The sequence below is a fragment of the Rudaea sp. 3F27F6 genome, from assembly GCF_005503555.1.
Lineage (GTDB): Bacteria > Pseudomonadota > Gammaproteobacteria > Xanthomonadales > Rhodanobacteraceae > Rudaea.
Map to the genome: position 1 here is coordinate 162,209 of NZ_SCNG01000006.1, position 14,943 is coordinate 177,151.

Sequence of the window (14,943 nt, forward strand, 5' to 3'; positions counted from 1 at the left end):
CGGTGCCTCCGCGCCGGCGGTAGGCGGGCGCGGGCCGATCCGCTAACCTCGCCGGAATGAGCCAAACCAGCTTTTTCTGGCACGACTACGAAACCACGGGCATCGATCCGCGCCGCGACCGCGTCGTGCAGTTCGCCGGCCAGCGCACCAGCCTCGATCTCGAGCCGATCGGCGAGCCTGTTTCCATCTTCTGCAAGCCCGCCGCCGACGTGCTGCCGCACCCGGCCGCCTGCCTGGTCACCGGCATTTCGCCGCAGCACGCCGAACGCGAGGGCTCGATCGAAGCGGAATTCGCCGCTCGCGTCGCCGAGGAACTGGCCGAGCCCGGCACCTGCGGCGTCGGCTACAACTCTTTGCGCTTCGACGACGAGTTCACCCGCAACCTGCTCTACCGCAATTTCTACGACCCGTATGAGCGCGAGTGGAAGGGCGGCAATTCGCGCTGGGACCTGATCGATCTCGCGCGCATGTACTACGCGCTGCGCCCGCAGGGCGTGCAATGGCCCGAGAAGGAACCCGGCGTGCCGAGCTTCAAGCTCGAAGACCTTGCGGCGGCCAATCATCTGAGCCACGAGCGTGCCCACGACGCGCTGTCCGACGTGCAGGCGACGATCGCCTTCGCCCGCCTGCTGCGCGTGCGCCAGCCGCGCCTGTGGCAGTTCTACTTCGACCTGCGCCGCAAGCAGCGCGCCTTCGAACTGCTCGACTACGCGCACCGCGCACCGGTGCTGCATGTGTCCTCGCGCTATCCGGCCGAGCGCGGCTGCCTGGCGATGATCGTGCCGCTGGCCGCGCATCCGACCCAGAACAACGGCGTCATCGTCTACGATCTCGACGTCGATCCCGCGCCGCTGCTCGAACTCGACGCCGACGAAATCGCCGACCGCGTATTCACTCCACGCGCCGATCTGCCCGAGGACGTCGCGCGCATTCCGCTCAAGACCGTGCACGCGAACAAGTCCCCTGCCCTCGCGCCATTGTCGGCGTTGAACGGCGTGGACACGGCGCGCATCGGTCTCGACGTCGAACGCGGCAAAGCCCACCTCGAACGGCTGCAAGGCGCAGAAGGTCTCGCGGAGAAACTGCGCCAGGTCTTTGCCGCGCCGCGCGACGATCGCGCGACGGTCGACGCCGATCTCGCGATTTATTCCGGTTTTCCGTCCGATGCCGACAAGCGTCTGTTCCGCGAAGTGCACCGCACGCCGCCCGAGCAACTCGGCGGGCGCAAGTTCGCCTTCGCCGATCCGCGCTATGCCGAGCTGCTTTTCCGCTACCGCGCGCGCAACTGGCCGCAGACCCTTGACGCCGCGGAGACCGAGCGCTGGATCGATCTGCGCCGCACGCGGCTGCACACGCAAACCGAGGCGACCGCGCTGACCTTCGCCGACTACTTCGCCGCTATCGCCGGCCTGCGCGCCGCGCCGGCCACGCAAGCCGCGCACTTGCCGCTGCTCGATCAACTCGAAGCCTGGGGACGCGAACTCGAATCGCGATGACGCGCTAAACTCGCCTTCAGTGCATTTATTTCGACGGAGCGATCGATCATGGCTGCCACGACCTACTTCACGCCTGCCAGCCTGAAGCTGATGCGCGAGTTTGCGCGCAACAACAATCGCGAGTGGTTCAACGAACACAAGGCGCGCTGGGAAGCCGTGGTGCGCGACCCGTTCCTGCACCTGATCGGCGATCTCGCCACGCCGCTGGCCAAGATCAGCAAGCATTTCCGCGCCGATCCGCGCCCGCACGGCGGCTCGATGTTCCGCATCTACCGCGACACGCGCTTCGCCAAGGACAAGACTCCGTACAAGACCTGGCTCGGCGCACGTCTCTATCACGAACGTGCGCCGCAGGTGCATGCGCCGCTGTTCTATATGCACATCCAGCCCGGCGAGAGTTTTGCCGGCGGCGGCCTCTGGCATCCCGAGCCGCCGACGCTTGCACGCCTGCGCGAATTCCTCGCCGACAATCCCGCTTCGTGGAAGAAGGCGACGCGCAGCAAGCGCTTTCTCGACACCTTCGAGCTCGGCGGCGATTCCTTGTCGCGGCCGCCGCAGGGTTTCGACCCCCAGCACGAATTGATCGAAGACCTGAAACGCAAGGACTTTGTCGCCTCGCGCGAGCTGACCGACGCGCAGATCACCTCGACCGAACTCGCGACCCTGATGGTCGAGAGCTTCAAGGGCGTGGCACCGCTGGTCGACTATCTCTGCGCTTCGCTCGACCTCGAATTCTGATGGCCGGCCAAGCGCATGCCGCGCTGCGCTGGATCGCGGCGTTCAAATTCGCCAAGGCACTCGGCCTCTTCATCGTCGCCGCCGTCGCATTCGGCCTCGTGCATACGCCATGGCTGGAGCGGCTCGCCGACTGGCTGCTGCACCTGCCGCTGCAGAACGGCCGCGTTTTTCTCAGCCACTGGGTCGAGCAATTGCTCGACCTGACGCCACGCCGCTTCGAGCTGATCGGCGGCGCCGCCTGTGTCTACGCCAGCGTATTCGCCGTCGAAGGCTGGGGCTTGTGGACCGGCCGGCGCTGGGCGGAATACCTCACCGTATTCGCCACGGCCTCACTGATTCCGTTCGAGGCCTGGGAAATCTGGCATCACTTCGGCTGGCTCAAGGTACTCGCACTGGCGGTCAATGTGACGATCGTCGTCTATCTGTGGCGTCTCGTTCGCCGCGAACGCTAGCCGTCGCGGCGGTGTAGTTTCGCCCCCGTGAAAACCACGCCGGGAAGTCAGGCGTCGGCGAACGAGAACGCAAGCACGTCGCGGATATCCTCGGTGCCCGCCATCGCCATAAGCAGGCGTTCGACGCCGAGTGCAACGCCCGCACAGTCGGGCATGCCGCTCGCGATCGCCGCAAGCAGATTCGCGTCAATCGGCACTTCGCCGAGACCGCGTTCGCGCCGCCGCCGATTGTCTCGATCGAAACGGGCGCGCTGCTCGGCTGCATCGGTCAACTCGTGATAACCGTTCGCGAGTTCCTGCGTGCCGAGATACAGCTCGAAACGCTCGGCCACGGGCGGATCGCCGGCACGGATCTTCGCCAGCGCGCATTGCGTCGCCGGGTAGTCGTCGATCACGGTGATGCGGTCGGCCGGAAATCGCGGCTGGATGCGGTGCGTCAGCAGCAGGTCGAGCCAGTCGTCGCGGCGCAGTCCTGCGCCGTCGACTTTCACGTCGCCGAGCGCGCGCTGCAAATCGGCTTCCGCAGCCGTGAATGGATCGATGCCGAGCGTCGATAAAAACAGCTCGCGATAAGTCATCTTCTCGACACCGGCGCGTCGATCGACCAAGGCCAGCGCCGCATTCACCAGTTCGATGGTCTCGTCGGCCAAGCGCCGATGATGCCAGCCGACGCGGTACCACTCGAGCATGGTGAATTCGGGATTATGTCGCCGCCCTGCCTCGCCGTTGCGAAACACGCGACCCAGTTCGTAATGGTCGCCGACTCCGGCCGCGAGCAGGCGCTTCTGCGCGAACTCGGACGAAGTGCGCAGCCAGCGCGACGCAGCGCCCGCGTCGACATGCCCGGAGAAACGCGTGTTGAAACTCTCGATATTCGGATCGGTATTGCCCGCCGCCGACAGTACCGGCGTTTCGACTTCGAGCACGGCGCGCTCGGTGAAAAACTCGCGCACGCGCGCGTACAGGCGTGCGCGCAGCCACAGCGCAGCGTGCAGCGACTCAACCCGCATGCGCGGCGAGAAATTCGAGCAGACGCGCTTCGTCCCAGACATCGACGCCGAGCTCCTGGGCTTTGTCGAGCTTCGAGCCCGCCTCGGCGCCGGCAACGACGAAATGCGTCTTCTTCGACACGCTGCCGGCGACCTTGGCGCCGAGCGCTTCGAGCTTGGCCTTGGCCTCGTCGCGCGTCAGTGCGTTGAGCGTGCCGGTCAAGACCACGGTCTGGCCGTCGAGCGGGCCGGCGGTCTCCGTCGCGTCGTGCGCCGTATTCGCAAGCAGCGCGGCAAGTGCCTTTTCGCAGCGCGCGACGAGATCACTGCCGTTCGGCGAGACGAGCCAGTCGTGCAGGCTCTGCGCCGTGTCGGCCGGCAAGCCGGCGGCGGTCAACGCGTCGAGTTGTGCCGATTTCAACGCGGCGAAGCTGTCGAAATGCTCGCCGACCTGCGCGGCGCGCTTGTCGGTCAGCTTGGCAATATCGCACTCGCCGAGCAGGTTGCCGAGCTTGAGCTTGGCGCGCAATTTCGGCGAAGGCGCATGCGCATCGGCGACGACCACGCCGCGCGCGAGCAGTGCGTCGATCACGACCTGATTGCCTTCCTGGGCGAAGAACGAGTCGATCGCATGCGCGACTTCGGCGCCGATATCGGGTACGAGTTTGAGGATCGGCCAGGGCAGATGGCGTACCAGTTCGAGTTCGCCGAACCAGGTCGCGAGCGCCTTCGCCGTGCTTTCGCCGACGTGGGTAATGCCGAGCGAATACAGGAATCGCGCCAGCGTCGTGCGGCGGCTGCGGTCGATCGCCTCGATCAGGTTCTCGGCCCACTTGGTCGCCACCTTGCCGGCCTTGACCGTCTCCGGCGTGGTGCCGTCGCGCTCGTCGGCGCGGCGTTTCATTTCGAGCAGATCGGCGAGCTCCAGCTTGTACAGGTCGGCGACCGACTTGACGTAGCCGAGCTCGGTGAGGTCTTCGATATAGCGTTCGCCGAGACCGTCGATGTCCATCGCGCGGCGCGCAGCGAAATGGAAGATCGCCTGCTGCACCTGCGCGGCGCAGCTCAGGCCGCCGGTACAGCGCGCCACCGCCTCGCCTTCCTCGCGCACGATCTCCGAGCCGCAGACCGGGCACGTCGCCGGCATCGTCCAACGCGGACGCGCATCGTGCTGCGCGTCGGCGACGACGCTGACCACCTCGGGAATCACGTCGCCGGCTCGGCGTACGATCACCGTGTCGCCGATGCGCACATCGAGACGCGCGACCTGATCGGCGTTATGCAGGGTCGCATTGGTCACGGTGACGCCGCCGACGAAGACCGGCTTCAGGCGCGCGGTCGGCGTCGCCGCGCCGGTGCGGCCGATATTGATGTCGATTGCTTCGATCGTCGTCGTCTGTTCCTGCGCCGGAAACTTGTGCGCGATCGCCCAGCGCGGCGTACGTCCGACGAAGCCGAGTTCGCGCTGCAAGGCCAGGTCGTCGAGCTTGTAGACCACGCCGTCGATATCGAACGGCAGCCCGTCGCGCTGCGTACCAATGCTGCGGTAGTAAGCGAGACAGCCGTCCGCACCGACCGCCGTATCGGCCAGGGTGCTCACCGGGAAACCCCAGTCGCGCAGCTTGCGCAAGGTCTGCGAATGCGTCGCCGGCAGCGCGCCGCCTTCGACCACACCGACCGCATAGGCGTAGAACGCGAGCGGACGCTTGGCCGTGATGCGCGGATCGAGCTGACGCAGTGACCCGGCGGCCGCGTTGCGCGGGTTGATCAGCGGCTTGATCTTGCCGCCGGACTCGCGTGCCATCTCGTTGTACTTCTCGAAGCCGGCGCGCGGCATGTAGACCTCGCCGCGCACTTCGAGCACGGCCGGCCAGTCGCGGCCGCGCAGCTTGAGCGGAATCTTTTTGATCGTGCGCAGATTCGCGGTCACGTCCTCACCGCTCTCGCCGTCGCCGCGCGTGGCGCCGCGCACGAACAGTCCCTGCTCGTAGCGCAGGCTGATCGCGAGGCCGTCGAATTTCGGTTCGGTGGAAAACGTCAGCGGCGCATCGCCGTCGTCGCCGAGGCGCGTGCGGATACGGCGCACGAATTCGTCGATCTCCTCGTCGCTGAACGCATTGGCCAGCGACAGCATCGGAATCTCGTGGCGCACTTCGGCGAATTCGCTCGACGGCGCGGCGCCGACGCGCTGCGTCGGCGAATCGGCGGTCACCAGTTCAGGATGCACGGCCTCCAGCGCCTCCAACTCGCGCATCAGAGCGTCGTACTCCGCGTCGGGGATCGTCGGCGCGTCGAGCACGTGATAGTCGTGGCTGGCTTCGTCGAGCTGCGCGCGCAAATGCGCCACTCGCTTGAGGATGTCGCTGGAAACGGTGGATTTCATCGCGTCAGTTTATGAGGAATTTCCGCGCCTGTGCAGAGTTTTGCGACGGCAACGTGCCGACCTGACCGGCGCAGCCCGGGCTCATGCGGGCCGCCCGTGGCGTCTTGCATGTTGCACCGCGCTTGTTCGATCCTTGCCGCATCCTGTGGGGAGATCACGATGGCGAAATCAAACTGGAAGGCATTTCCGCATCCCGACAAAGCCTACGACTACGCGGGCGACAAGCTCGCCAAGGCCTGGGCCAAACTGCATGCCGGCGACCAGGAGCCGCTCCCCGACGAAAAACATGTCTCCAAGCTGCTCAAGGCCAATCCGAAGCTCGGCAAAGACGCCGGCAAGATCGCCGAAGAGCTGCAGGAAGCTTGGCGCTCCTTCCACCGCGGCGATTTTCACGAAGCCTACGAGGCGGGCGTCGCGCTGAAGGCGCTCGGTGCCTCAGTCGCGATCAAGGCCGGCGGCATCCATGCAACCTATCTGGTCGGCAGCGACAAGGAAAAGACCACGCGCTTCCAGGCACTCGCAGCCCTCGCCGACGACGCGATCGCCGCGCTGCCGGGCGAGGCAAACTCGCACTATCGCCGCGCCTTCGCGCTCGGCCGCTACAGCCAGACCATCTCGATCACCCAGGCGCTGGCCCAAGGCATTGGCGGCAAGGTCAAGGAATCGCTCGACCACACGCTCAAGCTCGCGCCGAAGCACGCCGAGGCACGCACGGCACTCGGTCTCTACCACGCCGAAATCGTCGGCAAAGTCGGCGGCTTGCTCGCCAAACTGACCTACGGCGCGAGTGCGGGCGAGGCAGAGAAACAGCTGAAAGAAGCGCTCAAACTGACGCCCGACTCACCGATCGCCTGGGTCGAATACGGCAACGCCCTGCTGCTTCTGCACGGCGACAGCCGCGAGGACGACGTTGCCGAAGCCTATGCAAAGGCCGCGAAGCTCAAGCCGAAGGACGCGATGGAAGCGCTCGATGCAGCGTGGGCGAAGGAACAGATTGAATAGCTCGCAGCGAGTCTCGGAGACGGTATCGTGAAAGGAAGGTTGTTTCTCGCAGCTATTTTGACCCTGATGGCTTCGATGGCGAGCGCACAAGTCGGCCATAAAGCTGTTCGGGCATATCCGATGTTCAGTGCAGCGAGCTTGTCTTACAGCATTGACTTGCGTAGCGTCGAGTTCAAATCAGGGCATCCCAGCAAAGGCGAAGATCTTTCGACCTCGATGAAAGCGCCGACTGCCGCTTGCTTCCAAATTTTGAGGGATAACGTCGAGACATTGAAGCAAAACCCGGACATCAGGATCGAGATTCGTGGTCATGCCCATGTGCAGGAAGGCTCTGAGGCCGGTCGAATTGCCCTCTCGGAACGTCGAGCGAAGCTGATTTACGACTATCTGATTGCCAATGGCGTTCCGAGTGCCCAGGTCGGCGGCCCCAAAGGATTCGGCAGCGCGGACCCCATCGATACGAATGAAACGGAAGAGGGTCGCCAGCGCAATGCGCGCGTCGATTTCTTCATGTAGCAACGAATCTCCGCGCTTCGTTCACCGCCTGTTCGCCGTGATCGTTTCTCGGTTCCTTGCCGGGCGTTGATCTTTGTCGCACCTGCATACCGTGCGGAGAACTGCTTGCTGGCCGGCATGCGACTCGATTTCTCCGAGCTGTGGAGTGCGGCCGCGCATTTCGGCATCGCGACGACCGTGCATGTCTACGGCCCCCGCATCGGCAAAATGAAAATCGCGCCTCGCGGTTATGAGGCGCGGCGGTCGGCTATCGATCCGAGTGTTCGCCCGGGACGCTCAAACAGCCCGGACGGAATATTTACCAGACGCGCACGCGCTGCTCTGGCGCGAGATAGAGCTTTTGTCCCGGCTTGACCGCGAACGCCGGATACCAGACGTCGAGATTGCGCACGGTATCGGCGCGGTACATTCCCGGTGCATGACCGTCGGTGACAATGACGCTGCGCAGCGCGCCCTCGCGCAGTTTGCTGCGCCAGGCCTGGGCGAAGGCGAGGAAGAAGCGCTGATCGCCGCTCAATCCCTGCAGGGTCGCGGCGGGTTTGCCGCCGAGCGACAGCAGGTACGCGTCGTGCGCCGCGGACAGGCCGGCCACGTCGGAAATATTTTCGCTCAAGGTCTGCTTGCCGTTGACCGCGAGATCGGGAAACGGCCGGTACGCGCTGAACTGATCGGCGAGCCGCGCGCTCGCTTCCTCGAAGTGTCTGGCGTCCTCGGGCGTCCACCAGTTCACAAGGCGGCCCTGCGCGTCGAACTGGCTGCCCTGGTCGTCGAAGCTGTGGCTGATCTCGTGGCCGATAATCGAGCCGATGGCGCCGAAATTGACCGCCGCGTCCGCTTCCGCGTCGAAGAACGGCGGCTGCAGGATCGCGGCGGGAAAATTGAGCGCATTCGCCATCGGCAGGTTGACCGCGTTGACCGTCTGCGGCGTCATCACCCATTCGCCGCGGTCCGGCGCCTTGCCGAGTTTGGCGAGCGCCTGCTTGTAGGCGAATTCCTGCGCGCGCCGCGCGTTGCCGTAGGCATCGCCGCGCACGATGCTCAACGTGGAATAGTCCTGCCACTTATCCGGATAACCGACACCGACCTTGAGCGTGGCGAGTTTGGCGAGCGCCTTCTCCTTGGTCTGCGGCGTCATCCAGGCGAGTTTTTCGATGCGTACGCGGTAGGCGCGGATCAAGTCCTGCACCATCGCCTCGATCTTCGCCTTGGATTCGGGCGGGAAATACTTTTCGACGTAGAGGCGGCCGACGACTTCGCCGATCGCGCCATTGGTCGCCGTCACCGCGCGCTTCCAGCGATCGCGAATCGCCGGCGTACCGTAGAGCGCCGTGCCGTAGAAAGCGAAGTTCTCGTCGACGAAGGCCTTGGGCAGGAGGCCCGAGTTGTGGTCGAGCAGGCGCAGTTGCAGATAATCCTTCCATGTCTGCACCGATTCGCTGCCGACGAGCGCCGAGATGCCGATGATTGCGCTCGGCTGCCAGAGAATGAAGCGCGGCTGCTCGGCCAATCCGGCCGCTTCGAAATACGCGTTCCAATCCAGGCCCGGCGCCTTCGCCGCGAATTCCGTGCGCTGCCACGGATTGTTCGCCTTGTGCACGTCCTCGGATTCGACGCGTGGCCAGTGCGCTTTGGCGATCTTCATTTCGAGATCGAAGATGCGGCCGGCCTTGGCCTCCGCATCGGCGCTGCCGGCGAGCTTGAGCAGCGCGGCGATGTGCGCGCGATACTTGATGCGCAGCTCGGCCATCTTCGGCGAATCGGAGGTGTAGTAATCGCGGTCGGGCATGCCGAGGCCGCCCTGCAGCAGGTACGGCATCGTGCGGCCCGGATCGTCGAGTGCCTGGCTGATCCAAACGCCGAAAATATTGTCGGTATAGAAATTGGTCGCGTTGAGCGCATCGACGTCGGCGCGCAGGGTCGTGCCGAGATAGGCGCTGAGTTCCGCCTTGTCCTTGATCGCAGCTATGCGGTCGAGATCGGCCTTGATCGGCGTCATGCCCTTGGCTTCAATGCCCGCCTCGTCCATGTAGCTCGCATAGTAGTCGCCGACTTTTTGTGTGTCGGAGCTTTCGGGCGCCTTCGCCCCGGCGGCGTTCTCGATCAACTCGCGCAGGCGCTTGCTGTTGAGTTCCGACAAGATGGCCGAGGAGCCCCAGCTCGATCGGTCGGCCGGAATTTCGTTCGTCTTGATCCAGCTGCCGTTGGCGTAGTCGAAGAAATCGTCGCCCGGTTTGACCGCATGATCGATACCGGCGAGATCGATGCCGTGAGGCATATCGGCATCCTTCGCAAACGGCGCGGAGACAGCCAGCATGGCGATGGCAGCGACTAGGCAGGAGCGATGAACGCGCATGGTTTGCTCTCCGTGGCAAGACTTTCAATCTAGCTCGCCGGCGAACAGGCCCGCATGGGCTGAAAGTCACTTCCGCAGCATCCGCTCCGTCGCCGCTTGGCGGAAATCCCGCGGCGATTGCCCGGCCCAGCGCTGGAACGAGCGCGAGAACGCACTCGGCTCGGAATAGCCGAGCAGCCAGGCGATCTCGGCGAAAGTCAGCCGCGGATCGGCGACGTATTCGAACGCGAGCCGGCGCAGGGTGTCTTCGCGCAGATCGCGGAAACTGCATCGGGCTTCGGCGAGGCGCCGTTGCAGGCTGCGCGGCGACAAGCCCATGCGGGCGGCGACGTCGCGGATGTTCATCTCGCCGACGCGCGATATCTGCATCAGCGCCTCGCGCACAGACCGTTCGAGATCGCCGCTGCGCGGCAGTTCGCCGAGCAGCATCTGCGCCTGCCGCTCGACGATGCCGAGCAAAGTCGCATCGGGCTGACGCAGCGGCCGTTCGAGGAATTTCGAGGCGAAGCGAATCGAGGTCGTCGGCTGGTCGAACCGCACCGGGCAGCGGAAGAACTGCCGATAGGGGCGCAGATCGGCCGGGCGCGGATTGCGAAAGCACACCTCTTGCGGCGATTCGTCGCGTCCGCTGATATTGCGCGCGAACTGGACGTAGGCGGCCAGCGCCGTCTCGTCGACCAAGGACCCGAGACGCTTGGCCCCCTTGCTCCAGACCACGCGCACCGAATCGCCTTCACGGCGCACCGCGGACGAGACGCTGCTGACGAGCGCTTCGAGCTGCAGCCAGCGCGACAAGGCGCCACCGACATCCGGGCAGGCCAGCAGGACGTAGCCGAGAACGCCGAGATGAGCCGGCGTGATCGTGCGGCCGAGATGCAAGCCGAGCAGCGGATCGTCGAGCGCCTCCGCGGCTTTCTTCAGCAGTCGCCGCCAATGCGCGGAGGTGTAGCGCGTAAGCCCGTTGTCGTTCGGCGCGGGCGGCGGCTCGCCGAGTACGCGTTTCGCGTTCAGTCCCTTCGCTTGCAGATAGTCGAACAGCAGCCGCACATAGCTGCTCGAATATTCCGCCACAGCGTCTTGCGCACTGGATGCCATGGCGCAAACTGTCAAGAGATTGTCGGCGATTGTCAACGTCACGCGCTGCCGGCGGCGATACAGTTCGCTTCGATTTTCCGCGAAGGCTTCGTCGTGGCTCCCGACAACTGGCAGTGGCTGCATTCCCTCTTCGGCAGCGACGTGGATTGGAAGCAGGTGTTCCTGATCGGCATGACGCCGATCTTCCTGATCGCTCTCGTGCTCGAGTTCGGCGTGCAGAAAAAACGCGGACGCGGCGACCAGTTCCCTTTGAAGGAAATCGTCGCGAATCTGTCGCTCGGCGCGGGGTATCAGATCGCCGAGGCGCTGATGTGGCTCGCGATCAACGGTGCGATCTTCGCCTGGGTTTACCAACACAGGCTGTTCGATATCCCGGTGAACGGCTGGACCATCCTGCCGATCTTCGTGCTCGTGGAGTTCTGCTACTACTGGTTCCACCGCAGCTCGCACCGCATCCGCTGGTTCTGGGCGGCGCACGTGCCGCATCACAGCGGCGAAGTCATGAACTTCTCCACGGCGATGCGCCAGTCCCTGCTCAATGCCTTCGTCGGCATCTACGTTTTCTATCTGCCGCCGGTCGTGCTCGGCGTGCCGCCGGCCGTGGTGATGTTCTGTCTCGCCGTCGATCTCGCCTATCAGTACTTCGTGCACACCGAAAGCGTCGGTCGCCTGCCCGCTTGGTGCGAGTATATTTTCAACACGCCGTCGAACCATCGCGTCCACCACGGCCGCAACGCGCGTTACATCGACAAGAACTACGGCGGCGTGCTGATTATTTTCGACCGCTGGTTCGGCACCTGGGAGGCCGAAACGGAAGCGGTCGACTACGGCATACCGTCACAGATCAAGTCGTACAACTTCCTCGTGCTCAACCTGCACGAGTTCGTCGATCTATGGCGCGACGTGCTCGCGCCCGGCCCGCTGGCGCAGCGACTGAAGCATTTTTGGATGCCGCCGGACTGGCGACGCGACCAGCACGCGCCCGTGCACACCTGGACGGTCGAGGAAAAAACCTCGCCGCGCCCTGCGGAATCAGTGCAAACGCCGGCTGCGGTTCCCTCAACTGCCGGTCGAGCCTGAGCCAACGCTTTCCATTCAAACCGAAGAAATCCATGCCGATATCGACTGTCCTGTATGCCGCCGCCGCGCTCTCGGCCTTGCTCGCGATCGGCGCAGACTGGGAAGAGCGGCGCCATCGCGCCTATTACATTCTCAAGCCGCTCACGACTCTGCTGATCCTCGGCGCTGCCTTGGCGCAAGTACCGACGGCAGGCGGCGACTATCGGTTCTGGATCGTGCTCGGCCTGGGACTGTCGCTGCTCGGCGATATCTGCCTGATGTTCGAGGGCGACGGCTGGTTCACCGCGGGGCTCGCGAGCTTCCTGCTCGCGCACCTCGGATTTATTGTCGCTTTCCTGCAGGGAATATCGCTGGGCTTGCCGCCTGCCTGGACGATACTCGTCCTGGCCTATGCCATTGGGCTCTGCACTTGGCTGCTGCCGCGCGCGGGCGAGCTGCGCATTCCGGTCGCGGTTTACTGCCTCGTTTTGCTCGCGATGGTGCTCGCTGCTGCGATGCGGCTACAGACGCTCGGCAATGTCTCGGCAAAGCTCGCTCTCGCCGGCGCGCTGCTGTTCGTTCTGTCGGATTCGTGCCTCGCGATCCGCCAATTCGGCGGACCGTATCGTGGCGCGCAACTGATTATCCTGCTGAGCTATTGGCTCGCGATCGGATTGATCGCCGCTTCCATTTCATCGTTCTAGAAATTCTCCGATCGACGTCAATCGGCTCGACGGCCGCTGCACAGACGAAAAGCCCCGCCAAAGCGGGGCTTCTTCGATCGGCATGCAACGCTTCGATTTCGGCGCAGCGCCTACCAATGCACTCCGCGCATAATCGACGCGAACGCGACCTGCTCGCTCGTCGGCTGCTGCTGTTCGAGCGCCGCCCTGCCCTTCATGCCCTGCGACGCGGCCGAGTCCGGGAACATACGGAATGCGGTGTTCATGATGACTTCGTACAGGCGCGGTGCGCAGGCGTAGAGCAGTTGCGCGAAGACGCCCGTACGCGTGGCGATGCGCACGGGGCGCTCGATGATCGCTTCGGCGATCATGTCGGCGGCCTCGTCGGGCGTCAGCGTCGGCACCGACTCGTACATCTTAGTCGGCGCGATCATCGGCGTCTTCACCAGCGGCATGTTGATCGTGGTGAAGTTGATGCCGTTGTCGGAATATTCGGCCTGCGCGCAGCGCGAGAACGCGTCGAGCGCGGCCTTCGAAGCAACATAGGCCGAGAAGCGCGGCGCATTGGTCAGCACGCCGATCGAGGAGATGTTGATCACGTGGCCGCGGTGCCTTTCCGCCATGCCGGGCAGGAAGCCCATGATCAGGCGCAGCGAGCCGAAGTAGTTGAGCTGCATCGTGCGTTCGAAATCGTGGAAGCGGTCGTAACTCGACGCGATCGCGCGGCGGATCGAGCGGCCCGCGTTGTTGACGAGGATGTCGACGCCGCCGTGCTCGGCGATGATTTTCGCGACCAGTTCGTCCGCCGATTTCAGGTCGGAAAGATCGGCGATATAGGTGTGGCACTCGCCGCCCGCGTCGACGATCTCCTTCTTCGCCGCGGCGAGTTCTTCTTCGCCGCGTGCGCAGATCAGCACCTTCGCACCCGCGCCGGCGATCTTGAGTGCCGCGGCCTTGCCAATGCCGGACGATCCGCCGGTGATCAGCGCGGTGCGGCCCTTGACCTTGCCGCTCAGCGAGTGATCGACGAACAGGTCGGGATCGAGATTGCGCTCCCAATAATCCCAGAGGCGCCAGGCATAGCTTTCGAGCTTCGGCAGCTTGATCTTCGAGCCGCGCAGCGCGCGCTCGGTATCGCGCGAGTCGAAGCGCGTCGGGTAATTGATGAGCTTCAGCGCCTCGGCCGGAATGCCGAGGTCGCGCAGCACTGCATTGATGAAGCGCTTCACGGGCGGCAAGCTCGCAAGGCCCTGCTTCACCGCGGCCGGAATGAAGGCGAACATGCGCGCGTCAAGGCGCATCGACATCTGCGGCGCGTGGCCCGCATGGGCAAAGATGTTGAGCACTTGGCCGATGCGCATCGGCGCCGGATCGGTCAGGTGGAAACAGTCGCCGTCGAGGCCCGGCTTGTGCGCGATGTGGTCCATCGCGGCGACGACGTAGTCGACCGGCACCATGTTGACGCGGCCGCCTTCGATGCCGAGCACCGGCATCCACGGCGGCAGCATCTGGCGCAGTTTCTTCAGTGTGCGGAAGAAATAGTACGGCCCGTCGATCTTGTCGATCTCGCCGGTCTGCGAATGGCCGAGCACGGCGGCCGGCCGGTAGATGCGGTACGGACGCGTGCATTCCTTGCGCACCACGGCTTCGGATTCGTGCTTGGTCTTGAAGTACGGGTTCTCGCCGAGGTCCTCGGCTTCTTCGAACATGTCTTCGCGGAACACGCCGGGATAGAGGCCGGCGACGGCGATCGAACTCGCATGATGGAAGCAACCGGCCTTGGTCTCCGCCGCGACCTGCACGGCATGACGCGTGCCGTCGACGTTGGCCTTGTACTGGCTCTCGGCGTCGGCGGTAAGGTCGTACACGGCGGCGAGGTGGAAGAAATGCTTGATCTTGCCGGCCAGCGCCTTGCGCTGCGCGGGCGTGAGGCCGAGCATCGGTTTGCCGATATCGCCCTGCACGGCTACCAGACGTTTGCCGTCGTCGCCGAGGCGTTCGCGCAGCGCTTCGAACTTCTCCGTCGATCCCTTGCGCACGAGGCAGTAGATCGTGCCCTTGCGCGCATAGAGTTTTTCAACCAGGTGGCGACCGATGAATCCCGTTGCGCCGGTGACGAAATAAGTCATGTTCTACCCCGTTGTTGTCCCTGAAGCGAGTATTGCAATGCTGCCTGA

The 14,943-nt window shown here is 64.4% G+C and carries 12 protein-coding genes; 7 read left to right on the plus strand and 5 right to left on the minus strand.

Annotated features, from left to right (window positions below; genetic code table 11):
• Positions 1-56 precede the first annotated feature (56 nt).
• The 3 genes from sbcB to FFS30_RS20495 are packed head-to-tail and all read left to right on the plus strand — an operon-like array spanning position 57 to position 2,686.
• Positions 57-1,496, plus strand: a complete 1,440-nt coding sequence (gene sbcB / locus FFS30_RS20485; RefSeq protein ID WP_137915056.1) for an exodeoxyribonuclease I — start codon at positions 57-59, stop codon at positions 1,494-1,496.
• Between the two features lie 48 nt (positions 1,497-1,544).
• Positions 1,545-2,234: a DUF2461 domain-containing protein gene (locus tag FFS30_RS20490; RefSeq protein WP_137915057.1), complete on the plus strand. Its 690-nt coding sequence runs from the start codon at positions 1,545-1,547 to the stop codon at positions 2,232-2,234.
• A complete protein-coding gene (locus tag FFS30_RS20495; protein WP_137915058.1) occupies positions 2,234-2,686 on the plus strand; it encodes a DUF2127 domain-containing protein in 453 nt (150 codons plus the stop codon). The genes FFS30_RS20490 and FFS30_RS20495 overlap by 1 nt, the downstream gene beginning before the upstream one ends.
• A 47-nt stretch (positions 2,687-2,733) precedes the next feature.
• Here FFS30_RS20495 and epmA read toward each other — a convergent pair whose 3' ends face one another.
• Both epmA and ligA read right to left on the minus strand, forming a co-directional pair.
• Positions 2,734-3,696, minus strand: a complete 963-nt coding sequence (epmA, locus tag FFS30_RS20500; RefSeq protein WP_137915215.1) for an EF-P lysine aminoacylase EpmA — start codon at positions 3,694-3,696, stop codon at positions 2,734-2,736.
• On the minus strand, positions 3,686-6,058 hold the full coding sequence (ligA, locus tag FFS30_RS20505) for an NAD-dependent DNA ligase LigA (RefSeq protein WP_137915059.1): 2,373 nt from the start codon (positions 6,056-6,058) through the stop codon (positions 3,686-3,688). Before ligA ends, epmA begins: the two co-directional genes overlap by 11 nt.
• 159 nt (positions 6,059-6,217) lie before the next feature.
• On the opposite strand from ligA, the gene FFS30_RS20510 reads away from it, so the two are divergent.
• Together FFS30_RS20510 and FFS30_RS20515 are read left to right on the plus strand one after the other, a co-directional pair.
• Complete coding sequence (locus FFS30_RS20510; RefSeq protein WP_137915060.1) at positions 6,218-7,060, plus strand: hypothetical protein; 843 nt, start codon at positions 6,218-6,220, stop codon at positions 7,058-7,060.
• Between the two features lie 27 nt (positions 7,061-7,087).
• Positions 7,088-7,576 (plus strand): OmpA family protein, encoded by a 489-nt coding sequence (locus FFS30_RS20515; RefSeq protein ID WP_137915061.1) that lies wholly within the window; start codon positions 7,088-7,090, stop codon positions 7,574-7,576.
• A gap of 298 nt (positions 7,577-7,874) precedes the next feature.
• Here the strand turns inward: FFS30_RS20515 and FFS30_RS20520 are convergent, their stop codons facing one another.
• On the minus strand, positions 7,875-9,929 hold the full coding sequence (locus tag FFS30_RS20520; RefSeq protein ID WP_137915062.1) for a M13 family metallopeptidase: 2,055 nt from the start codon (positions 9,927-9,929) through the stop codon (positions 7,875-7,877).
• Positions 9,930-9,995: 66 nt separating this feature from the next.
• A complete protein-coding gene (locus FFS30_RS20525) occupies positions 9,996-11,024 on the minus strand; it encodes an AraC family transcriptional regulator (protein ID WP_137915063.1) in 1,029 nt (342 codons plus the stop codon).
• Between the two features lie 93 nt (positions 11,025-11,117).
• On the opposite strand from FFS30_RS20525, the gene FFS30_RS20530 reads away from it, so the two are divergent.
• Positions 11,118-12,104 (plus strand): sterol desaturase family protein, encoded by a 987-nt coding sequence (locus tag FFS30_RS20530; RefSeq protein WP_212742531.1) that lies wholly within the window; start codon positions 11,118-11,120, stop codon positions 12,102-12,104.
• A gap of 32 nt (positions 12,105-12,136) precedes the next feature.
• Positions 12,137-12,787, plus strand: a complete 651-nt coding sequence (locus FFS30_RS20535; protein ID WP_171014765.1) for a lysoplasmalogenase — start codon at positions 12,137-12,139, stop codon at positions 12,785-12,787.
• A 110-nt stretch (positions 12,788-12,897) separates the two neighbouring features.
• Here the strand turns inward: FFS30_RS20535 and FFS30_RS20540 are convergent, their stop codons facing one another.
• A complete protein-coding gene (locus tag FFS30_RS20540; protein WP_137915065.1) occupies positions 12,898-14,895 on the minus strand; it encodes an SDR family oxidoreductase in 1,998 nt (665 codons plus the stop codon).
• Between the last annotated feature and the right edge of the window lie 48 nt (positions 14,896-14,943).